Annotated in this window: 19 protein-coding genes; 10 read left to right on the top strand and 9 right to left on the bottom strand. The window is 67.6% G+C overall.

Annotation, left to right across the window (positions count from 1 at the left end; genetic code table 11):
• Positions 1-80 precede the first annotated feature (80 nt).
• Entirely contained in the window at positions 81-998 is a 918-nt protein-coding gene (locus LDO15_RS02160) for a hypothetical protein (RefSeq protein WP_223983539.1), read from the bottom strand.
• Positions 999-1,029: 31 nt separating this feature from the next.
• Positions 1,030-1,836, bottom strand: coding sequence for an exodeoxyribonuclease III (locus tag LDO15_RS02165; RefSeq protein ID WP_223983542.1), 807 nt, complete (start codon positions 1,834-1,836; stop codon positions 1,030-1,032).
• 132 nt (positions 1,837-1,968) lie between these two features.
• Here LDO15_RS02165 and LDO15_RS02170 point away from each other — a divergent pair, with 132 nt between their 5' ends.
• Genes LDO15_RS02170 through LDO15_RS02190 form a run of 5 tightly spaced genes read left to right on the top strand, consistent with a single transcriptional unit; the run spans position 1,969 to position 6,924 of the window.
• Positions 1,969-3,468: a CoA-acylating methylmalonate-semialdehyde dehydrogenase gene (locus LDO15_RS02170; protein ID WP_223983546.1), complete on the top strand. Its 1,500-nt coding sequence runs from the start codon at positions 1,969-1,971 to the stop codon at positions 3,466-3,468.
• Positions 3,468-4,541: an enoyl-CoA hydratase/isomerase family protein gene (locus tag LDO15_RS02175; protein WP_223983549.1), complete on the top strand. Its 1,074-nt coding sequence runs from the start codon at positions 3,468-3,470 to the stop codon at positions 4,539-4,541. The genes LDO15_RS02170 and LDO15_RS02175 overlap by 1 nt, the downstream gene beginning before the upstream one ends.
• Positions 4,534-5,490, top strand: coding sequence for a 3-hydroxyisobutyrate dehydrogenase (mmsB, locus tag LDO15_RS02180; protein WP_223983552.1), 957 nt, complete (start codon positions 4,534-4,536; stop codon positions 5,488-5,490). The genes LDO15_RS02175 and mmsB overlap by 8 nt, the downstream gene beginning before the upstream one ends.
• Before the next feature lie 50 nt (positions 5,491-5,540).
• Positions 5,541-6,320, top strand: a complete 780-nt coding sequence (locus LDO15_RS02185; protein WP_223983555.1) for an enoyl-CoA hydratase — start codon at positions 5,541-5,543, stop codon at positions 6,318-6,320.
• A gap of 37 nt (positions 6,321-6,357) precedes the next feature.
• Positions 6,358-6,924: a hypothetical protein gene (locus tag LDO15_RS02190; RefSeq protein WP_223983558.1), complete on the top strand. Its 567-nt coding sequence runs from the start codon at positions 6,358-6,360 to the stop codon at positions 6,922-6,924.
• Here the strand turns inward: LDO15_RS02190 and LDO15_RS02195 are convergent.
• Positions 6,917-10,090 carry a cytochrome P450 gene (locus tag LDO15_RS02195; RefSeq protein WP_223983561.1) on the bottom strand — a complete coding sequence of 1,058 codons (3,174 nt, stop codon included), beginning with the start codon at positions 10,088-10,090 and terminating at the stop codon, positions 6,917-6,919. The two genes, LDO15_RS02190 and LDO15_RS02195, sit on opposite strands and share 8 nt — an antisense overlap.
• Before the next feature lie 250 nt (positions 10,091-10,340).
• Here LDO15_RS02195 and LDO15_RS02200 point away from each other — a divergent pair, with 250 nt between their 5' ends.
• The 4 genes from LDO15_RS02200 to LDO15_RS02215 all read left to right on the top strand — a co-directional run bounded on the left by LDO15_RS02200 (position 10,341) and on the right by LDO15_RS02215 (position 13,725).
• Complete coding sequence (locus tag LDO15_RS02200; RefSeq protein WP_223983564.1) at positions 10,341-11,780, top strand: glycosyltransferase family 2 protein; 1,440 nt, start codon at positions 10,341-10,343, stop codon at positions 11,778-11,780.
• Positions 11,777-12,001 (top strand): hypothetical protein, encoded by a 225-nt coding sequence (locus tag LDO15_RS02205; RefSeq protein WP_223983568.1) that lies wholly within the window; start codon positions 11,777-11,779, stop codon positions 11,999-12,001. Before LDO15_RS02200 ends, LDO15_RS02205 begins: the two co-directional genes overlap by 4 nt.
• An 86-nt stretch (positions 12,002-12,087) precedes the next feature.
• On the top strand, positions 12,088-12,519 hold the full coding sequence (locus LDO15_RS02210; protein ID WP_223983569.1) for an Lrp/AsnC family transcriptional regulator: 432 nt from the start codon (positions 12,088-12,090) through the stop codon (positions 12,517-12,519).
• A 174-nt stretch (positions 12,520-12,693) separates the two neighbouring features.
• Positions 12,694-13,725 (top strand): ornithine cyclodeaminase, encoded by a 1,032-nt coding sequence (locus LDO15_RS02215; protein ID WP_223983571.1) that lies wholly within the window; start codon positions 12,694-12,696, stop codon positions 13,723-13,725.
• Between the two features lie 144 nt (positions 13,726-13,869).
• Here LDO15_RS02215 and LDO15_RS02220 read toward each other — a convergent pair whose 3' ends face one another.
• Both LDO15_RS02220 and LDO15_RS02225 read right to left on the bottom strand, forming a co-directional pair.
• Positions 13,870-14,376, bottom strand: a complete 507-nt coding sequence (locus LDO15_RS02220) for a MarR family transcriptional regulator (protein WP_223983572.1) — start codon at positions 14,374-14,376, stop codon at positions 13,870-13,872.
• A 2-nt stretch (positions 14,377-14,378) separates the two neighbouring features.
• Positions 14,379-16,109, bottom strand: a complete 1,731-nt coding sequence (locus tag LDO15_RS02225; RefSeq protein ID WP_223983575.1) for an AMP-binding protein — start codon at positions 16,107-16,109, stop codon at positions 14,379-14,381.
• A gap of 406 nt (positions 16,110-16,515) precedes the next feature.
• Between LDO15_RS02225 and LDO15_RS02230 the strand changes: the two genes are divergently transcribed.
• A complete protein-coding gene (locus LDO15_RS02230) occupies positions 16,516-17,649 on the top strand; it encodes an acyl-CoA dehydrogenase family protein (RefSeq protein ID WP_223983576.1) in 1,134 nt (377 codons plus the stop codon).
• A gap of 82 nt (positions 17,650-17,731) precedes the next feature.
• On the opposite strand, the gene LDO15_RS02235 is transcribed toward LDO15_RS02230, so the two are convergent.
• The 4 genes from LDO15_RS02235 to LDO15_RS02250 are packed head-to-tail and all read right to left on the bottom strand — an operon-like array spanning position 17,732 to position 22,052.
• On the bottom strand, positions 17,732-18,514 hold the full coding sequence (locus tag LDO15_RS02235; protein WP_223983579.1) for a 3-oxoacyl-ACP reductase: 783 nt from the start codon (positions 18,512-18,514) through the stop codon (positions 17,732-17,734).
• A gap of 55 nt (positions 18,515-18,569) precedes the next feature.
• Entirely contained in the window at positions 18,570-19,943 is a 1,374-nt protein-coding gene (locus LDO15_RS02240; RefSeq protein ID WP_223983582.1) for an aldehyde dehydrogenase family protein, read from the bottom strand.
• Entirely contained in the window at positions 19,940-20,689 is a 750-nt protein-coding gene (locus tag LDO15_RS02245) for a gamma-glutamyl-gamma-aminobutyrate hydrolase family protein (RefSeq protein WP_223983585.1), read from the bottom strand. Before LDO15_RS02245 ends, LDO15_RS02240 begins: the two co-directional genes overlap by 4 nt.
• Positions 20,670-22,052, bottom strand: a complete 1,383-nt coding sequence (locus tag LDO15_RS02250) for a glutamine synthetase family protein (RefSeq protein ID WP_223983588.1) — start codon at positions 22,050-22,052, stop codon at positions 20,670-20,672. Before LDO15_RS02250 ends, LDO15_RS02245 begins: the two co-directional genes overlap by 20 nt.
• Between the last annotated feature and the right edge of the window lie 13 nt (positions 22,053-22,065).

Genomic DNA, 22,065 nt, shown 5'->3' on the forward strand with positions numbered 1-22,065 from the left:
ATCCGCCCGGCTAATCCGCCCGGCTAGACCGCCCGACTAGCCCGTCCGGCTCGTGCCGAGCGGGCGCAGGAAGCGTGGGCCTAGGAAGCGCGGGCCAGCTGCCGGATCGGCACCCAGCGCGAGGCCAGCCGCCGGTAGGCCGCCGCCGCCCCGGTCATGTCGCCCTCCGCCAGGCACTCGATGCCGAGGCGGACGTCCAGCGGCGAATCGTCCGGATAGACCTTGTCCGCCACCGCGCCGTAGTCGAGCTCCACGGCCGAATCCGGATGGAACAGCTCAAGCCACTCCGTGAGCTGCGTCAGGTCCTCGAGCATGTCGAGATCGGGAGCGGCCATGGCCAGGTGCGCCACCGCATAGCTCACGCGCTCAAGCGCCTCGGCGATGCTCGTGCGGATGCGGACCGTGACGATCCGGCCCTCGGATTCCACGACGTCGGTGGGGTCCGATTCCTTGAAGAGGCAGAACCAGCTGAAGGGGATGCCCCACGTGGAGGCACGGGTGTGGACCCTGCTGACGCCCTCGTGGGCGCGCACCTCATCAATGCGCTCCTGGTGCTTGTCCCGCTGTTCCTCCGGGATCAGGAGCTGGGCCAGGGGCCCGTGGATGCCTTCCATCAGGGCATTGGCGGCCAGCCCGGCGCGGAGGACCAGCTGGCTGGGACAATACAGCAGCCGGTCGGCCGGCCGCGCGGCGGCAGCGCCGGGACCGGGCTCGGCGGCGTCGGGCGTGGCGCCGGCGGACGTCTGCTTGGCCGGTGCGGGGACCACCCGCACGAGGTCGGTCCGGCCGGTGGGAAACGGGTCCCCGTCCTGGCGCGTGATGCGGCCCAGGGACGCCAGGAGTTCTGCGTTCTCCACGGCCGCGCGGGACTTCAGTCCGGCGCCCGCGGCCCGCAGGGCCTCCTGCTGCTGCTCGGGGAACGCCTCCAGGGGCTCGTAGATCCGGAGCGCGGAGGAGAACGGCAGGCCGACCTGTCCGCGGTAGATGTTCCCCGTCATTGGATCACGACGCTTCCCTGGGCGGCAGCCACTAGTCCGCCAGTTCCGCAATCACCGGGGCATGGTCTGAGGCGCCCTTGCCCTTGCGCTCCTCGCGGTCGATCGTCGCCCCGGTCACCCGCGCCGCCAGGGCGGGGGAGGCCAGAATGAAGTCGATCCTCATGCCTTCCTTCTTCGGGAAGCGGAGCTGCGTGTAGTCCCAGTAGGTGTAGACGCCGGGCCCCGGCGTGTGCGGGCGGACCACGTCCTGGAAGCCGGCCTCCTCAAAGGCCCGGAAGGCGGCGCGCTCGGGCTCGCTGACGTGCGTGAGGCCCTCGGAGCGGAAGTAGTCGATGTCCCAGACGTCCTCGTCCAGGGGCGCGATGTTGAAATCACCCATCAGCGCAATCTGCGCCTGGGGGTCCTCCTTGACCCAGCTGCCGGCGTGGCCTTTCAGGATATCCAGCCAGCTGAGCTTGTAGGGCATGTGCTCGTCGTCGAGGGCGCGGCCGTTGGGAACGTAGAGGCTCCAGACCCGGATGCCGCCGCAGGTGGCGCCGATGGCACGGGCCTCCTGCACGGCATCCTTGCCGTTCTTGCCGAACACGGGCTGGTCCAGGAACGTGCGTTCGACGTCGTCGAGCCCCACCCGGGAGGCGATCGCGACGCCGTTCCACTGGCTCAGGCCGAAGTGCGCCACCTCGTAGCCCAGATTCTCGAACAGCTCCCACGGGAAGTTCTCGTCCTTGCACTTCGTTTCCTGGATGGCCAGGACGTCACAGTCGGTGCGCTGAAGCCACGCCTCGACGCGGTCGGCACGGGCGCGGAGCGAATTCACATTCCAGGTAGCAATCTTCACAGTCCCTAACTTACCGAACTTGGCCCCCGGACGAAGCGGCCGGACCATACCCGTCCTCTGGAAATTAGTAGGAAGTCCGAGTATATTCGGGTGCAGAGATGATCTAGGTCACATGCAAAGGAGCATTCGGTCATGGTTCGAGAGCTATCCCACTACATCGACGGTCAGCGGGTGGACGGCACCTCCGGCCGGTTCAGCGATGTGTACGATCCCTGCACGGGCGAGGTCCAGGCCCGGCTGCCGCTGGCCAGCGCGGAGGAAGTGCGCAATGTGATTGCCAGCGCGGAAAAGGGCCAGCTGGAGTGGGCCGCCATGAACCCCCAGCGCCGCGGACGGATCCTGCTCAAGTTCGTGGACCTGGTCAACCAGAACATGGATGAGCTCGCCACGTTGCTGTCCTCCGAGCACGGCAAGACCTTCCTCGATGCCAAGGGCGACATCCAGCGCGGCATCGAAGTCGTCGAATTCTCCGCAGGGGCCCCGCACCTGCTCAAGGGCGAATTCTCGGACAGCGCCGGCACCGGCGTGGACGTGCACTCGATGCGCCAGCCGCTCGGCGTCGTCGCCGGCATCACGCCGTTCAACTTCCCGGCCATGATCCCGCTCTGGAAGTCGGGGCCGGCCCTCGCCGCCGGCAACGCGTTCATCCTCAAGCCCTCCGAGCGTGACCCCTCCGTGCCGCTCCGCCTGGCCGAGCTCTTCACCGAGGCGGGCCTGCCCGACGGCGTGTTCAACGTGGTCAACGGGGACAAGGAAGCGGTGGACGCCCTGCTGGAGGACCCCCGGGTCCAGGCCATCGGCTTCGTCGGGTCCACACCAATTGCCCAGTACATCTACGCCACCGCCGCGGCAAACGGCAAGCGCGCCCAGTGCTTCGGCGGCGCCAAGAACCACATGGTGATCATGCCGGACGCGGACCTCGACATGGCCGCGGATGCCCTTATCGGGGCCGGCTTCGGCTCCGCAGGCGAGCGCTGCATGGCGATCTCGGTGGCGGTTCCGGTCGGCCGGAAGACCGCGGACGCCCTCGTGGAGAAGCTGCAGGAGCGGATCGCAGGCCTCAAGGTCGGCCACAGCCTCGCCAAGGATTCCGACTTCGGCCCGGTCGTGGCACCCTCCGCGAAGGAGCGGATCGAAGGCTACATCGCCTCCGGCGTCGAGGAAGGCGCCAGCCTCCTCACGGACGGCCGCGGGCTGAAGGTGGATGGCTATGACGGCGGCTTCTGGGTGGGTCCCACCCTGTTCGACAACGTCACCAAGGACATGAAGATTTACAAGGAAGAGATCTTCGGCCCGGTGCTCAGCGTGCTCCGCGCCCACGACTACGACGAGGCACTCCGGCTCTGCAGTGAGCACGAGTTCGGCAACGGCGTGGCCATCTTTACCCGCGACGGCGACGCCGCCCGCGACTTCGCCAGCCGGGTCCAGGTGGGCATGGTGGGCATCAACGTCCCCATCCCCGTGCCGATCGCCTACTACACCTTCGGCGGCTGGAAGGCCTCGGGCTTCGGCGACCTGAACCAGCACGGCGCTGATGCCTTCCGCTTCTACACGAAGACCAAGACGGTCACCACCCGCTGGCCCTCCGGCATCCGCCAGGGCGCCAGCTTCGTGATGCCGGAAGGCAGCTGATGGCGGATCAGGAGGCCGACGAGACCGCCGACGTCCTGTTCGAGCGCCGCGGCCGCCTCGGCGTCGTGACGCTGAACCGGCCCAAGGCCGTCAACGCGCTCACCGCCGGAATGGCTGCCGCGATGCTGGACCAGCTCAGGCTCTGGGCCGACGACGACGCCGTCGCGGCGGTACTGGTCCGCGGCGCCGGCGACCGCGGCCTGTGCGCGGGGGGCGATATCGTGGCCATCTACCGGGACATGCTCGACGGCGGGGACGCCACCGCGGACTTCTGGGCGATCGAGTACCGGCTGAACCTGCTCATCTCCGAGTACCCCAAGCCCTACGTCGCCTTCATGGACGGGCTGGTCCTGGGCGGCGGGGTGGGCATCTCCGCGCACGGCTCGGTGCGGATCGTCACCGAACGCACCCGCTCGGGCATGCCGGAAACGACCATCGGGTTCGTGCCCGACGTCGGCGGGACGCTCCTGCTGTCCCGCTCGCCCGGGGAGACCGGCACGCACGCGGCCCTGACCGGCGCCCACCTGAGCGGGGCGGACGCGCTGTTCCTGGGCCTCGCCGATTACTTTGTGCCCTCGGGCCGGCTGCCGGAATTGGCGGCAGCGCTCGAAACCGAACCTGCGGACGCCGCCGTCGCACGGTTCGCCGAACCCGCGCCGCCGTCAGGTCTCGCCGGACAGCGCGAGTGGATCGACGTCTGCTACTCCAGTGATGACGCCGGGGAGATCGTTCGCCGGCTGCGCACTATTGGGGGAGAAGCAGCCGCCGAGGCCGCGGACACGATCACCGCCAAATCACCGACGGCCGTGAAAGTGGCGCTGGCATCCCTGCACCGGGTCCGCGGACTGAGTTTGGCGGAGGCCCTGGAACAGGAGTACAGGGTGGGCCTGAGGTTCCTTGCCGGCCCCGACTTCCGCGAGGGCATCCGGGCGCAGGTGGTGGACAAGGACCGCACGCCACACTGGCAGCCCGCCATCCTCGCAGACGTGACGAACGAGGACGTCGAGTCCTACTTTGCGCCGCTGGGCGACCGTGAACTGCGGCTCTCTTCAAAGGAGAAGAACAATGCCTGAGACCACACCACAGGAAGGCCGCATCGCTTTCCTCGGGCTCGGCCACATGGGCGGCCCGATGGCCGTCAACCTGGTCAAGGCCGGGTACAGCGTGACCGGGTTCGACGTCGTGCCGGCGGCGCTGGACGCCGCCCGGGAGCACGGCATCCCGACCGCCGGGACGGCAGCGGAGGCCGCGGCGGGCGCCGGGGTCGTGCTGACGATGCTGCCCAGCGGCAAGCACCTCCTCGATGCCTACCGCGGCACCGACGGCCAGCCCGGCCTGCTGGCCGCTGCGGCGCCGGGCACCATGTTCCTCGACTGTTCCACGATCAACGTGGACGAGGCCCGCGAGGCCGCGGAACTCGCGGTGGCGGCAGGCCACCGTGCCGTCGACGCTCCGGTGTCCGGAGGCGTGGTGGGGGCCGAGGCGGGGACGCTGACGTTCATGGTCGGCGCGCTCCCGGAGGATTTCGAGGCGGTCAGGCCGCTGCTGGACGTCATGGGTAAGCGGGTGGTCCAATGCGGCGGGCACGGCGCGGGCCAGGCGGCCAAGATCTGCAACAACATGATCCTGGGCGTCTCGATGATCGCCGTCAGCGAGGCGTTCGTGCTCGGCGAGAAGCTCGGGCTGACCCACCAGGCGCTGTTCGACGTCGCCTCCGCGGCGTCGGGGCAGTGCTGGGCGCTGACCACCAACTGTCCCGTGCCGGGGCCGGTCCCGACCAGCCCCGCCAACCGCGATTACCAGCCCGGCTTCGCCGGGGCGCTCATGGCCAAGGACCTCAAGCTGGCGCTCAACGCGCTCCAGAGCACCGGCGTCGCGGCCCGGCTCGGCCCGCTCGCATCCGAAATTTACGATACCTTTGCCGCGGAAGGCGGTGCCGGCCGGGACTTCTCCGGCATCATCACCGACATCCGGGAAAAGTCGGAATCCGGCACATCGGAAGCCGGCACGCACGGGCACTAGTCCCGGGCCCGCGCTACACCAAGACCCAGAACCAGCTAAGGGGAACATTCATGACGGAACAGTACGCGAACATCCTGGTGGAGCGCCGCGGCCGTGTGGGCCTCGTGACGCTCAATCGGCCCGAGGCCCTGAATGCTCTGAACAAGGCCACGATGGAGGAACTCGTGCAGGCCGTCACCGCGATGGACGCGGACCCGGCGGTGGGTGCGGTGGTGGTAACCGGTTCGGCGAAGGCCTTCGCCGCCGGCGCGGACATCAAGGAAATGCAGTCCAAGGGCTACATGGACATGTACGCGGCGGACTGGTTCCGCGGCTGGGAGGACTTCACCCGGCTGCGCATCCCCGTTGTGGCGGCCGTGTCCGGGTTCGCGCTGGGCGGCGGCTGCGAGCTGGCGATGATGTGCGATTTCATCATCGCCGGGGACACCGCCAAGTTCGGCCAGCCGGAAATCAATCTCGGCGTGCTCCCGGGCATGGGCGGCTCGCAGCGGCTCACCCGCGCGGTGGGCAAAGCCAAAGCGATGGACATGATCCTGACCGGCCGCTTCATGGACGCCGATGAAGCCGAGCGGGCGGGCCTGGTGTCCCGTGTGGTTCCGGCGGCCGACGTCGTCGAGGAGGCGCTGAAGGCTGCCGCGGTGATCGCGTCCAAATCCAAACCCGTGGCGATGGTGGCCAAGGAGGCCGTGAACGCGGCGTTCGAGACCGGTCTTGCCCAGGGCGTGCTGTTTGAGCGGCGGGTGTTCCACTCGCTGTTTGCCACCGAGGACCAGAAGGAAGGCATGGCCGCCTTCACCGAGAAGCGGCAGCCGGAGTTCAACCACCGCTGATATTAGCCAGCTAGGCGGCATCGGCGGGAAGGCACGCATGAATACCGGATTCCTGGGAGTCGGTCCGTTCCCGGACGAGGTCCGGGCCCTTGTTCCAGGCGATGCGCTGGTCCCCGCCCCGGACGTGGTGATGGACCGCGGCTTCGACCTGCCTGCCCCTCCCGAGGCCGTCTGGCCGTGGATCGCCCAGCTGGGCAAGGAACGCTCCGGCTGGTACCTGCCCGGCTGGGCCGAAGCGCTGATCCCGGCCAGGCGCCGGGCCCTCCGGACCATTGACCCGGAGCTGCAGGGCCTCAGGGCGGGAGATGTCATTGCCGACTGGGGCAGCCCCGGGGCCACCTTCGAGATCATGGCCGTGGACCCGCCACGGGTCCTGGTGCACCGCTCGCGACGCGGCGCGCTGGCTGTCAGCTGGGCGATCGTGCTGAGGCCTGCGCCGGACGCCGGGACGGGTGCCGGGACCGGGACCCGGGTACATCTCCGGCTCCGGCTTGCCGGGGTCAAGCGCCGCCGTCTCGTGAAAATCGGCGGCGGACTGTTCGACCTCCTGACCATAGCCGGACTCGCGGCCGGGCTGCGGGAGCGGCTGGGCGTTATCAGGTGAAGATGTCGGCCACGTACCTGCCGTGGGTGCGTTCCACCTCATCCATCCACGCCTCGGCGTCCGCCTTGGAGGCGCCGGTCGCCTCCTGGTAGATGAGCGCGCATGTTTCGCGCACCTGAGGAGCCATGTGCTTGCCGTCGCCGCAGACGTAGACCGTGGCGCCCTGCTTGACCAGCTCGACGACGTCCGCCCGGTCTGCCCAGAGCCGTTCCTGGACGTACTTCATGCCGTCTTCGGGTGCGGTGGAAAAGACCGGCCGGAGGTCCAGGTTCGCTTCGTCCGCCCAGGCCGCGAGTTCGTCGTGATACAGGAAATCGGTGTCCGGGGCGCGGCAGCCGAAGAACAGCAGTGCTGGTGCCGGCGCCAACCCGTCGGCCTGGGCCCGCAGCGCCCGGTCCTGGATGAAGCCACGGAACGGCGCCAGCCCGGTTCCGGCGCAGACCATGATGAGCGGGACCGCCAAGGATGCGGGCGGGTGGAAGGCCGCATTCGAGGGGCGCACGGTCACCGCGATCCGTGATCCCGGCCTGGCCTGGGCAAGATAGGTCGACGAGGCCCCTTCGAAGATGCCGCGGCCCGACCACGCCGGTGCCTGGACGACGGCGAACGTCAAGGTTGCGTGGTCAGGGCTCCACAGCGGGGACGAGGAAATGGAATACCGCCGGGGCGTCAGCTGGGTCAGCAGCTGCAGGAACGAGGTGAACGACAGCTGGCACGAAGGATACGTTTCCAGCAGATCCAGGAGGGAGACGCGCTTGTCGAGGATCTCGGCCGCGTGACGCTCGCGGTCCCGCGCCAGGGCCTCAAGGTCCCTCCGGTGTGCGGGATCCGCCGCGACATCGGCCAGGTCCTCGAGCTGCGTGCGCGTCGCCGGGACGGCGAGCTCGACGTAGCTGCTCAGCAGTTCGCCCACGGCCACAGGCGCGCCGGTGGGCAGGAACGTGTCTCCGCGCTCCATGCTCAGCAGGACGTGCGAGTCGTAGTCGAGGTTGAAGCGGGCCAGGGCGCGCTGGACGAGTCCGCTGGGATTCAGCGGCAGGACGGCCAGATAGTCGCCGGTCCGGTAGCTCATCCCTTCGGGCAGGGCGATTTCGACATGCCGTTTGGACCGGGCGCCCGGCTTGGCCAGATCGACAAGTTCCCGGTTGGCGACGACGGTGCCGAGGGCCAGGCCGTTTTGGCGCAGCAGCGGATCCCGGACGTTGCCCACGAACTGAAGTTCAAGCTGGGGCTGCGCGGCCGGCGGGCTGGTCTTCTGCCCGAGGGCGGCGTCGACGGCAGACCAGAATCCCGCGTACCACTCATCGAAATCGCCGAAGAAGTCGCCGCGGGCGTTGGCCTCGCCCCGGGGATAGATCCGTCCGGCGCCGGCGGCCTCGAGCCGGGCATCGATTGCCTTGGGCACCTGCTGGTACGTTCGCGCCCAGTCCTTGTTGCCGTTGCCGAAAACCGTGTACCGCACCCCGGTGAGGCTGCCCGGCGGCAGGCCTTCGGTCCAGGCCATGAATTTTCGGGCGTTGTCCGGCGGCTGCCCCTCGTAGGAGGAGGCCACGATCGCGACGAGCCCCTCCGTCGGCAGCCCGCCGGCCGCCTCGTCGAGCGGGCCGATGGTGGGGCTGTAACCGCGCCGTCCGGCGTCGTTGGCAATGCGCTGGGCGAAGTCCTGGGACGTGCCGGCGTTGGAGCCGTAGAGCACCCGGATCGGGATGCCGTTGGGGGCGGCGCTCGGCGTTTCCGCCTGCCGGGCATGGTCGGCGGCGGCATCACTGGCGGCGGCGATCCGGACGTCCCGCCGGCGCACATGGATGAACAGTCCTTCCGGTTTCATCGTCAGCGTGTGCTTGATCTGCAGTTCATAGCCCGGGTCCGCCGGGGTGATGTCGAAGCGCTGCAGGAGCTTGGCCAGGAAGAGCATGGCCTCCTGCAGGGCAAAGCCCCGGCCGATGCAGGAGCGCTGCCCGTTGCCGAAGGGCTTCCACGCATTCGCGGGGATCGCCGCGGCCCGCTCGGGCGAGAACCGCTCCGGGTCGAAGATGCCGGCGTCCTCGCCCCACGCCGCCTTGTCCCGGTGCAGCCGCGGGAGCAGGACCATGATGGGCTGGCCCGCGGGAACTTCATAGCGGCCGCCCAGCGTCGTGTCCTCGAACGGAGCCACGTTGAACGCGGGGGCGGTGGGCCAGAGCCGGAGCGTTTCCTTGAGGATCTGGTCCAGGTATCCCAGTCGGGGCAGGTGCTCGAACCTGGCGCTTTCGGTGCCCAGGACCTCGTCCACCACGGCGTGCGCCTTGGCAAGAACCGCCGGATGCCGCATCAGCTCGTAGAGGGTGAAGGACAGCAGGCCGCTCGTGGTCTCATGCCCGGCGATCAGGAAGGTGACCATCTGATAGCGGATGTTCTCATCCGACAGCCGCTCGCCGGTCACCGGGTCCGCCGCGTTGAGCATGGTGTCGAGGATGTCCTCGCTGCCCGCCGGGCTGGGATTGCGCCGCCGGTCGCTGATCATCTGCTCGGCGACCTCGAACATCAGGGCGTTGTCTTCCTCGAGCTGGTGACGCCGGCGCAGCATGATCTTGTTCTGCACCGGGAGCCTGCGGGCCCGGTCCCCGGATTCGACCAGGGCGCGGACCATGGCCCCGACGAAGGGATGCATCTCCTCCCGGTAGAGACTGTTGAACCGGTATTTGAACGAGCACAGGGCGATCGTGTCCAGCGTCAGGCGGGTGGTGTTGTCCGGAACGTCGATCCGGGCAGTGGGGCCAAGCCTTTCCCACTTCAGCAGCAGTTGCTCGACGATGTCGTCCATGCCCACGAACATCCGCTTTAGCGCCGCTGGCCCAAACGCCGGCATGAGGATCCGGTGCGCCTTTTGCCAGTTGGGCTCCTGTGTTTCCGCGGTGAACAGGCCATCGCCGGCGAATTGCCGCACCTCCCGGAGGGCGACGCCGAGCACCTTGCCAAAGCGGGATTCGTCGCACACCTCGTTGACGAGCTCCTGGGAGGAGAGGGCGACGATGCTGCGGTTGAAAAACTGAATTCGGACGATGGGGCCGTACTGCTCGGCCACTTCGACCAGCCCCAGAATGCCCTTGCTCGAGTCGATGTCGGGCAAGTTGCCCACTACCGGCCGCGGGGGAGGCTGCGGTATGGGGACGGTGGCTGAAGGCATGGGCCCTCCTAAGCAGTCGCCGATATGACGCTTGGAAGCACTGAGCACTGAACACTGCTCGCAGCCGGACCGGACGAGACCGTCCTGCCGGGATCCACGATACTCCGCTCGGATCCCGGGCAGAATAGCTGCCTGCGGCTCCTTCGTGCCGTCTGGTGCCGGCGGCGCTACAGCAACGGCCCGGCCGATTCGTGACGGGTGATGTCCACGTGGCGGGTGGGGCTAATGATTCCCTGCTATCATCCGGTCGATGGGCAGAGGTCAACTCCACCGGACAGTAGGTCTGGTCATTGCAGCCATCGCCGGCACTGCGGCGGCGCTTCTGTGGGCCGCTGTCGCCGCGGGCGGCCATGCGCAGGCTGAAGGTCCGCCGCAGGGCATCATCCTGGGCGTGTGGAACGTGCTTTACAGCACCAACGCTCCCGGCACACGGATCCTGGGCGCGGCGGTCGCCCTCGCGGTGTTCCTTGCCGCCGGCGTCGCGCTGCTGGAGCGCCGGATCACCACCCGGTCCAGGAGGTCAGCCAACCTGCGGATTGCACCGCTGGCCCCCAAAATCGTGATGGCCGCCACGCGCGGGCTCTACGCGGGGCCCGTCACCGTCACCGTGCTCATCCCGGCCCACAACGAAGAGGTCTCGCTGCCGTCCACGATCGCCTCGCTGCGGGCGCAGTCCCGCAGCCCGGAACGAATCATCGTGGTGGCGGACAACTGCACCGACGGCACCGCCGGCATCGCCCGCGGTGCCGGCGTCGAGGTCTACGAATCGGTCGGCAACACAAAGAAGAAGGCCGGGGCGCTCAACCAGGTGCTCAAGGAAATCCTCCCCTCGCTCGGAACCAACGATGTGGTGATGGTGATGGACGCCGACACCCGGCTCGACGACGGCTTCCTCGGCACGGCCGTGGAACGCTTCGTGGACGACCGGGCTTTGATGGCGGTGGGCGGGCTGTTCTACGGGGAGGAAGGCCACGGCGTCCTCGGCCAGTTCCAGCGCAACGAATACCTCCGCTACGGCCGGGAGATCAAGCGCCGGCAGGGCAGGGTCTTCGTGCTCACCGGCACCGCTTCGCTTTTCGGCCCGATCGCCCTGCGCACCATTGCGGAGCAACGCGGCAAATCGCTTCCCGGGGCTCGGGGCGACGTCTATGACACGGCGGCCCTGACCGAGGACAACGAACTGACCATCGCGCTCAAGTCCCTCGGCGCGCTCATGATCTCACCGGCAGCCTGCACCGTGGTCACCGAGCTCATGCCCACCTGGTCGACTCTCTGGTCCCAGCGGCTGCGGTGGCAGCGGGGAGCACTCGAGAACATTGGCGCGTACGGGGTCACGTCCCAGACAATGCGCTACTGGGCGCAGCAGCTCGGCATCGGCTATGGCGTGATCGCCCTCAGCGCCTACCTGCTGCTGATCTTCCTCATGGTGTTCTCCCTCGACGTCTGGATCTGGTTCCCGTTCTGGCTGGGACTCGGCGGGGTGTTCATGATCGAACGCGTAGCCACGGTCTGGAAGGGCGGCTGGCGGGCCCGGCTCCTGGCCGTCACCCTCTTCCCGGAACTCTTCTTCGACATGTTCCTGAACATCGTCTACGTCAAGGGCATCATCGACATTTCGCTGGGCCGGACCGCGAACTGGAAGCACGTAACCCACACCAGCGCGGCAGATTCGATCAAGGAGTCCGCATGAGCCTCACCGGCGTGTCCGTCCCCACGGGGATTCTCTTTCCGCAGTCGCTCCTTGACTCGGAGTGGTTCGCCATCCTGGCGACGTTTGTCGCGATCAATACCGTGATGTACGCAGCCTTGGCGGCCGTGAAGGTGCTGCCGAAGCTTCACCGTCCCGGCTGGCTCCGCACCCGGCAGGAACGCGGCGAAACCCGCAGCATCCACCCCGACGCGCCCCGCTGACACCAGCTGAGCACGATCACTGACCGGGAACCGCACCTTCTAGTGGAAAAGTCGCAAAATATGGAACCGCACCATACATTGTGACAATGACCGCCCTCGATGACCTTGACCGCCGGCTCCTCTCCGCCCTCCGTGAGGACGGCCGCGCCTCGGTGGCGAGCCTGGCACGGCGGCTCAAGGTCGCCCGGGCCACGGTCAACAGCCGGCTGGAGCGCCTGGTGGCGTCCGGGACCATCGTCGGATTCACGGTCCGGGTGCGTGATGAGCTCGATCCGCTGGCGATCCGCGCCATTGCCCTGATCGCCGTGGAGGGCAGGACGACGGACCGGGTTATCCGCCAGCTCAGGGGCTTTCCGGAAATCACGGCACTGCATACCACCAACGGAGGGTGGGACCTTGTGGCCGAACTCCGCACCGAGAGCCTTCCTGACTTCGACCAGGTCCTTGGCCGGATCCGGGGAGTCGATGGCGTTGTCAACAGCGAAACGAGCCTCTTGCTCAGCTCCGTGCTGCGCTAGGGGCAGGGCGCCGAAAGGCCCCAGTCAACATAATGTCAGTCAACATAATGTGCAGAATGAGTCATCACTATGCTCAGTTGTGCAATAAAAAGCTTGCTCTTTGGCAATTGAGACTGCATATCGCCGAACTCTAGAGTTGTGGCATCAGCAGCTAACGAGAGAATGAGGGGCGCAATGACGCGCTTTGTCGATGTCCACAACATGGTGCGCTGGGCTGCCGGCCGCGGGCCGGAGGCCATCATTTCCGGCATGATCGACTACGTCGAGGATGACTTCCGCCGCTGGGAATCGTTCGACAAGACTCCCCGGGTCGCCAGCCACACGCCGTTCGGCGTCATCGAACTCATGCCCACCAGCGATCACGAGACCTACGGTTTCAAGTACGTCAACGGCCACCCGTCCAACCCGGCGCGCGGATTCCAGACCGTGACGGCGTTTGGCGTCCTGGCCGACGTTCACAACGGCTATCCCACGTTCCTCACCGAGATGACAGTGCTCACTGCGCTGCGCACCGCGGCGACGTCCGGCATGGTGGCGAAGAAGCTCGCCCGTGCCGGCTCGCGCGTCATGGCGATGATCGGCAGCGGAAGCCAGTCCGAGTTCCAGGCCCTCGCCTTCCGCAGTGCCCTGGGCATTTCCACGCTCCGGGTATGGGACACGGATCCTGCCGCGCTCAGGAAGTTCGTGGCCAACATGGCGCCGCTGGGCTTCGACATCACAGTCGCCACCTCCGCCGCGGATGCGGTGCGTGGAGCCGATGTCATCACCACGTGCACCGCGGACAAGGCCAATGCCACCATCCTCACGGCGGATCTGATTGAACCGGGCGTCCACATCAATGCCATCGGCGGGGACTGCCCCGGGAAGACCGAGCTTGAACCAGCAATTCTGGGACTCGGCGACGTGTTCGTCGAGTACGCCCCCCAAACCCGGATCGAAGGGGAGATCCAGCACATGCCGGCCGACTTTGGCGTCACGGAGTTCTGGCAGGTGCTGGCCGGCAAGGCACCAGGACGAACCGGGGATGCGCAGATCACCATCTTCGATTCAGTGGGCTTTGCCATTGAGGACTTCTCCGCGCTGCGGTTCGTGCGCGACGCCGTCGCCGGCACCGATTTCTATGTGGAGATCGACCTCGTGGCCAGCCCCGAGGACCCGAAGAACCTGTTCGGCCTCGTCGGCGCCCTTTCCCCGGTCGGCTCGTAAGCCTGCGACGGCCGTTCGGGTCTGTGTGCCGGCGTCGGAGGCTGAACCGGTACCCCTCAGCCGCTAAAGTCCCCGGCGTCGGAGGCTGAACCGGGACCCCTCAGCCGCTAAAGTCCCCGGCGTCGGAGGCTGAACCGGGACCCCTCAGCCGCTAAAGTCCCCGGCGTTCCGGCGGAACGTGCCCAGGATCCGGATCAGCTGGTCCACGTCCTGCTCCCCGAAGCCCGACTGGCCGAAGACCTCGGAGTTCAGCACCGCCGTCGCCCGTTTGGCCAGGGCGCGGCCCTCCGGGGTTAGCTCGATCAGCGTGGTGCGCCCGTCCGTGGGGTGCGGGGAGCGGATCACCAGCCCGGCCTCCTGGAGCCGGTCCACGGCGTTGGTGACCGAGGTGGGATGAACCTGCAGGAGCGCGCTGGCCTTGTTCATGGGCAGCGCGCCGCTGCGGGCGAAACTGAGCAGCGCCAGCAGCTCGTACCGGGCGAAGGTGAGCCCGAACGGCTTGAGGACCGCTTCGATCCGGCCCAGCAGAATCTGCTGGGTCCGCATGATCGCGGTGATGGCGGCCATCGGGGCGGCGACGTCGGACCAGCCGTGGCGCTCCCAGTTCAGCCGGGCATCGGCGATCGGATCGCGCGGCAGCGGTGTTCCCACGATCAGCCCTTCAACCCGGGAAAATCGGCGTCGGAATACTCGATGCCGAAACCGTCCGGAACCGGCCCGCCGCCGTGCCGCACTTCCTCGCTGCGCCGCAGCTCCACGCGCCGGATCTTGCCCGAAATCGTCTTGGGGAGGTCGGCGAACTCCAGCCGGCGGATCCGCTTGAACGGGGCCAAATGCTCGCGGCAGTACCGCAGGATGTCCTCGGCGAGCTCCGGGCCGGGCTGGTGGCCGGCCGCCAGGACCACGAACGCCTTCGGCACGGACAGCCTGAGCGGGTCCGGGGAGGGGACGACGGCGGCCTCCGCCACCGCCGGGTGCTCGATCAGCACGCTCTCCAGTTCGAACGGGGACAACCGGTAATCCGAAGACTTGAAGACGTCGTCGCCGCGACCCACGTACGTGATGATGCCGCGCTCGTCCCGGCTCGCCATGTCCCCCGTGTGGTAGTAGCCGTCGCGGAAGGCCTCCGCCGTCTTCTCCGGATCGCCGTAGTACGCCTTCATGAGCCCCACGGGGCGGGGGTCCAGGCGCAGGCAGAGCTCGCCGTCGTCGGACTCCGCACCCGTGGCGGGGTCCACGAGCACCACGTCGTAGCCGGGCAGCGGCTTGCCCATGGCGCCGATCTTGACCGGCTGGCCAGGGGTGTTCGCGATCTGCACTGTCGACTCGGTCTGCCCGAAGCCGTCGCGGATGGTCTGGCCCCAGGCGCGGTGGACCTGGTCGATCACCTCGGCGTTCAGCGGTTCGCCGGCGGACACCACCTTGGTGGGCGGGTTTTTCAGCAGGTTGAGATCGGCCTGGATCAGCATCCGCCACACCGTGGGCGGGGCGCAGAAACTGGTCACGGATTCGCGGTCCATCTGCTCCATGAGGGCCTTCGCGTCGAAACGTTCGTAATTGTAGATGAACACGCAGGCCTCGGCGATCCAGGGCGTGAACACATTCGACCAGGCGTGCTTGGCCCAGCCCGGCGAGGCCACGTTGAGGTGCACGTCGCCCGGTTCCATCCCGATCCAGAACATCGTGGACAGGTGCCCCACCGGGTAGGAGGTGTGCGTGTGCTCCACCAGTTTGGCCTTGGACGTGGTGCCGGAGGTGAAGTAGAGCAGGAGTGTCTCGTCGGCCGGGGTGGGTGCGTCCGGGGTGAAGTCCGCGCCGGCCGCCGCAGCGTCCGCATACTGCAGGGCCCCGTCCCGGACCGCGGCGGGGCGGCGGTCCCCGCCGATTTCGATCAGCGTGTAGTCACCCGCGACGTCGGCGAACTTGGCGATGTTGGCATGCCCGACGGCGGCCCAGGCCGCGCCGCCGCGCTCCACCCGGTCCTGGAGGTCGGCGGGTCCCATCAGGGTGGTGGTGGGGATCATGACGATGCCCAGCTTGATGCCGGCCAGCATGAGCTCCCAGAGCTCCACCTGGTTGCCGAGCATGATGATCATCCGGTCCCCGCGCCGGACGCCCTGCGCCCGCAGCCAGTTGGCCACCTGGGACGAGCGCCGGGAGAGATCCGCGAAACTGCGCCGCGTCGCGGATCCGTCCTGCTCCACGATCACCAGTGCCCGCTTGTCCGCCTTGGCGGGGTCTGCCGCCAGCTGGTCGAACCAGTCCAGGGCAAAGTTGAATTCCTCGAAGCGCGGCCACTGGAATTCGTTGCGGGCGGCCTCGTAGTCCCCGCGCAGGGCCAGCAGCCGGTCCCTCGCGGCCCGGAATTCCTCAGTCACGCTCATGGTGCACCTTTCGACAGTCCTCTGGCGCAGCCGCTCCGGGCCCGGCGCCGTTGCCCGGGATCGTGCAGGCCCGGCGCGATGCCTGCCTAGTGATCCCCGTCACTCTGCAATATACTAGGACATCCAAGGGTTTGGAAGAGCGGCGCTGCTCTACAAGCGGCGCATGACGAAGGGATACGTGCCCGTGCAGCCACAAGGACGTGCAGGCGGACAACGAGCGGTAGCGGAATCAGACACAGCAGAACCAGCGATAGCGGCCCCAGAGGCGGCAGAACCAGCTACAGCGGACCCAGCGACAGCGGAACCGGACGCCGGAACCCGGGCAGTTGCCGCGGCCCCCGCAACGGGCGCAGACACAGTTGCCGCGGCTGCTGCGGCCCAGCCGCCGTTTCCCGACGCGGACCTCATGTACATCGTGGACCTGCTGCCGCCGGACGAACAGCTCCGGTACCAGGAGGTCCGGGAATTCCTGCAGTCCCGGATCCGGGCCGCGTCGATCGACTACTGGAACCGCGAGGAGTTCCCTTTCGGCCTGCTCGCGGAACTCGGCAAATATGGCCTGGGCGGGTTGCAGACGGACGGCACGTCCAAGCTCTTCAAGGGACTTATGTATGTGGAGGTGGCGCGCGCCGATGTCTCCCTCTCCGCGCTCGTGGGCATCCACAACGAGCTGATTGTCGGCATGATCGACGAGCTCGGCTCCGAGGAACAGAAGGCCCGCTGGCTCCCCGGCCTGACCGCTTTCACCCAGCTCGGAGCGTTCGCCCTGACCGAGCCGGACCACGGCTCGGACATCGCCGGGGGCCTGGCGACCACCGCGCGGCTGGAGGGCGGCGAGTGGGTCATCAGCGGTGCCAAGCGCTGGATCGGCGCCGGCACCATCGCGGACTTCGCCCTCGTCTGGGCCCGGGACGTCGCCGACCAGCAGATCAAGGGCTTCATCGTCGAGACGGACCGGCCCGGGTACACGGCGACGAAGATCGCCAACAAGATCGGCCTGCGCATCATGCAGAACGCGGACATCGTCCTGGACGAGGTCCGCATCCCGGAATCCAACCTGCTGCCCGGCGCCACCGACTTCTCCAAGGCCAACGCGCTTCTGCGGGATTCGCGCGCCTGGGTGGGCTGGCAAGGGGCCGGCATCCAGCTGGCCGCGTTCGACGTCGCGCGTTCCTATTCGCTGCAGCGCCGCCAGTTCGGCAAGGAATTGGCCCGCTTCCAGCTCATCGCGCAACAGCTCGCCGAGATCCTGGGCAACGCCACCGCCTCGCTGGCACTGATGGCCCAGCTGGCGAGGATCCAGGAAGAGGGCAAGCTCGAGATGGTCCAGGCCGCGATGGCCAAATCCACCACCACGCGGCTGGCGCGGGCCTCGGTGGCCATGGGCCGGTCCCTCATGGGCGGCAACGGAATCAGCAGCGACTACGAGATGGGCAAGCTCTTCGGCGACGCCGAAATCCTCTACACCTATGAGGGCAGCTACGAGATCAACTCCCTGATCGTGGCGCGGGCCGTGACGGGGAAGTCGGCCTTCGTTTAAGCCGCTGTTCGTTTACGGCGCTGGGGTGCAGGCCGGGAGGCGATCCCGGCCGGCACCCCAGCGCCGTACTTCCTCTCCTGGCTCAGTCGATCGGCGTGACGTACGCGCCGGAAATCCCGCCGTCCACCAGGAAGGTGGATGCCGTGATGAAGGAGGCGTCGTCGCTGGCCAGGAACGTGACGGCGGCCGCGAGTTCCTCGGGCTCGGCAAAGCGTCCCAGCGGAACGTGGATCAGCCGGCGGGCGGCCTTTTCCGGGTCCTTCGCGAAGAGTTCCTTCAGCAGCGGGGTGTTCACAGGGCCGGGGCAGAGGGCATTGATCCGGATGCCCTGCCGGGCGAATTCGACGCCGAGTTCACGGCTCATGGAAAGCACCCCGCCTTTTGAGGCGCTGTAGGAGATCTGGGAGGTCGCCGCGCCCATGACCGCCACGAACGAGGCCGTGTTGATGATGGAGCCCTTGCCCTGTTCCTGCATGTAGGGGATGGCGTACTTGCAGCAGTAGTAAACGGATGTCAGGTTTACTTCCTGGACCTTGCGCCAGGCATCGATGCCGGTGTCGAGGATTGAGCCGTCGCTGGCGGGGGAGATCCCGGCGTTGTTGAACGCGATATCAACGCTGCCGTAGGTTTCTTTGGTCTGGGCGTAGAGGTTCCGGACGTCGTCTTCGCTCGTGACGTCGACCTTGACGAACAGGCCGCCGACCTCGGTGGCCGCGGCGAGGCCGGAGGTGGGTTCGATGTCGGCGATGACGACGTTGGCGCCTTCCGCCGCCATCCGGCGGGCGGTGGCCAGCCCGATGCCGCTGGCGCCACCAGTGATGACTGCGCTGCGTCCGGCGAGGCGGTTGGATACTACTGTCTGCATGGGAACTCCTTAGTGCGGGGTATAGGTCGGGTCGATGTTGCGAGTCAGGGACAGTTCAGCCCAGAGACGGCGTGGAAATGAAGACGTTCTTGGTTTCGGTGAAGGAATCGAGGGCATCGGGTCCGAGCTCCCGGCCCAGTCCGGACTGCTTGAAACCGCCGAACGGGGTGGAGTACCGGACGGAGGAGTGGGAGTTCACGGACAGGTTGCCGGACTCGACGCCGCGCGCCACGCGCAGGGCGCGGTCCACGCTGGAGGTCCAGATGGAACCGGACAGTCCGTAGTCGGTGTCGTTCGCGATCCGGATAGCGTCCGCCTCGTCGGTGAAGGGCACCACGGTCACGACCGGGCCGAAAATTTCCTCGGTGAACGACCGCGCGTCCAGTCCGGGCGTCAGCACTGTCGGCGGGAACCAGAAGCCGGCTCCGGACGGGGCCAGGCCCTGGAAGGCAATCGGGGCGTTGTCCGGCACGAAACCGGCGACCGTCCGGCGTTGCTGGGCGGAGATCAGAGGACCCATGGTGGTTGCCTCATCCGCGGGATCACCGACGGTGATGGCCTTGACGGCGGGCTCAAGCAACTCCATGAAGCGGTCATAGACGTTGTGCTGAACCAGGATGCGCGAGCGCGCACAACAGTCCTGGCCGGCGTTGTCGAATGCTCCACCGGGGGCGGCGGCGGCGGCCATCTCGAGGTCGGCGTCGTCGAAGACGATGTTGGCGCTCTTGCCGCCGAGTTCGAGGGTCACCCGCTTCACCTGTTCCGCGCAGCCGGCCATGATCTTCTTGCCGACGCCGGTCGAGCCGGTGAAGACCACTTTGCGGACGGCGGGATGGGTGACGAACCGCTCGCCCACCACCGAACCCTTGCCCGGGATCACCTGGAAGACGCCCTCCGGGATGCCGGCTTCACGGGCCAGTTCGGCCAGCCGCAGCGCGGTCAGGGGGGTCATCTCGGCAGGTTTGAGAACCACTGTGTTGCCGGCGGCCAGGGCGGGGGCAAAACCCCAGGCCGCGATCGGCATCGGGAAGTTCCACGGAACGATGACCCCCACAACGCCGAGCGGCTCGTGAAAGGTGATGTTGACGCCACCGGCGACCGGGATCTGCTTGCCGAAGTGGCGTTCCGGCGCGGCGGAGTAGTAAGCGAGGACGTCCCGGACGTTCCCGGCTTCCCAGCGGGCATTCCCGATCGTGTGGCCTGCGTTGCGGACTTCGAGCCGGGCCAGGTTTTCCAGATCCGCGTCCACGGCCGAGGCGAAGCGCCTCAGCAGCAGCGCGCGGTCTGCCGGGGCGACGGCCCGCCAGGAATCAAATGCACCGGCCGCGCGGGCGATGGCATCATCGACCTCGGCCAGTCCGGCCAGCGCTACCGTCTCGATGACTTCCTCGGTGGAGGGGTTGATGACGTCGAAGGTTGTTGCTGTCATATCGTGGACATCTCTTTTCGGTTGGCACGGTAACTGCCCGCGGCCTGGACGAAGCCGCGGAACAGCCGCAGGTCTTCCGGGTTTTGTTCCGGGTGGAATTGCACGCCCAGCACCCAGCCGGGGGTGTCTTCGGCCTCCAGAGCCTGGACGGTTCCATCCTCGGAGGACGCGGTGACGCGCAGCCCCGGCGGCACAGTGTCCATGGCCTGGTGGTGATAGCACGGCGCCCCGGCGGCGTCGCCGAGCAGTGACTGGATCAGGCTTCCCGGGACCGTGGTGAATGCGGCTTCGCCGAACACTCCCGGGGCCGGCTGGTAGTCGGCCGTGGGGTTGATGTCGGGCAGGTGCTGGGTCAGGCTGCCGTCAAAGGCCACGTTGAGGATCTGGGCCCCGCGGCAGATGGCAAACAACGGCAGACCGCGCTCCACCGCCGCCCGCGTCAGGATCGTATCGTGCTCATCCCGGAGCGGCTGCGAGGCGGTCCTGGGATGTGCGGCGGCACCGTAGCGGGCGGGATCCACGTCGGGTCCTCCCACCACGATGAGTCCGTCCATCAGGTCCAGCACGGTTTCGTCCGTGCCCAGCGGCGGCAGCAGGATGGGAGTTCCGCCAGCGGCGACCACGGCCTCGACGTAGGTTCCCGGGACGATGGCGGCCTTGGCGTTCCAAACTCCCCAGGCCGCATCCTGGTAGTAGCTGGTCAGGGCGATCCGGGGGCGGTATGCCTTAGAGTCGTTCGAAGCCACGGATGCGCTCCCAGTCGGTGACGGCGCCCTCGTAGGCGCGGAGTTCGATGCCGGCGGCGTGGACGTAGTGGTCCACGACGGAGTCGCCGAACGCCTTGCGTGCGATGCTGCTTTCCGCGAGAAGGTCCCGGGAATCGCGCAGGTTGGTCGGAAGCCGGTCGGCGTCGGAGGCGTAGGCGCTGCCCTGGATGGCGGGTCCCAGGGGCAGCCGGTTCTCCAGCCCGTGGATTACGGCGGCGATCAGCGCGGCCGCCGCGAGATACGGGTTGAGGTCCCCGCCGCCGACGCGCATTTCGGTGCGCAGGCCCCGTCCGTGGCCCACCACCCGGAGGGCGCAGCTGCGGTTGTCCATGCCCCAGGCGATGGCGGTGGGCGCGAAGCTGCCTTCAACGAACCTCTTGTAGGAGTTGACGTTCGGGGCCAGGAAATAGGTGAGTTCCTTCAGGGCGTCCAGCTGTCCGGCCATGAAGTGCTCCATCACCGGGCTGAAGCCGTGCTCGCCGTCGCCGGGCAGCACGGGGTTGCCGTCCAGGTCGGTCAGGCTGAAGTGGATGTGGCAGGAGTTGCCCTCGCGCTGGTCGTACTTGGCCATGAAGCTGATGCTCTTGCCGTGCTGGTCCGCGATTTCCTTCGCGCCGCTCTTGTAGAACGTGTGCTTGTCGCATGCCTTGAGGGCTTCATCGAAGCGGAAGGTGATTTCCTGCTGGCCGAGGTTGCACTCGCCCTTGGAGGATTCGACCACCAGGCCGGCCGCCTCCATGTTGGTGCGGATCGACCGGATGACCGGTTCCAGGCGGGCCGTGGCGAGCAGCGAGTAGTCCACGTTGTACTGGGTCGAGGCATTCAGCCCGTGGTAGTTCTTCTGCCAGGCCTCACGGTAGGAGTCGTCGAACATCAAGAACTCGAGCTCGGTGCCCATGTGGGCGCGGTAGCCGAGTTTTTCGAGCCGTTCCACCTGGGCGCGCAGGATTTGGCGCGGGGACGCGACGACCGGCGACTTGTCTGCCCACATGATGTCGCAAAGAACCAGGGCCGTTCCCTGCTGCCACGGGACCCGGCGCAGGGTCGAGACATCGGGCAGCATCATCATGTCGCCGTAGCCGGTCTCCCAGGATGACATGGCGTAGCCGTCGATGGTGTTCATCTCGACGTCGACGGCGAGGAGGTAGTTGCAGCCTTCCGCGCCGTGTTCCAGGACATCCTCGAGGAAAGAGCGGGCGCCGCAGCGCTTGCCCTGGAGCCTGCCGAGGGAGTCGGTGATGGCCACGATGACAGTGTCGATCGCTCCGGAGGCGACGTCTGCCCGCAGTTCATCGAGGGTGAGCTGGGTGTTCAGGGCGTGGGCTGTGGATGCTTCATTCATGGTTGCTCCGCAA

Source organism: Arthrobacter sp. NicSoilB8, from assembly GCF_019977355.1.
GTDB lineage: Bacteria > Actinomycetota > Actinomycetes > Actinomycetales > Micrococcaceae > Arthrobacter.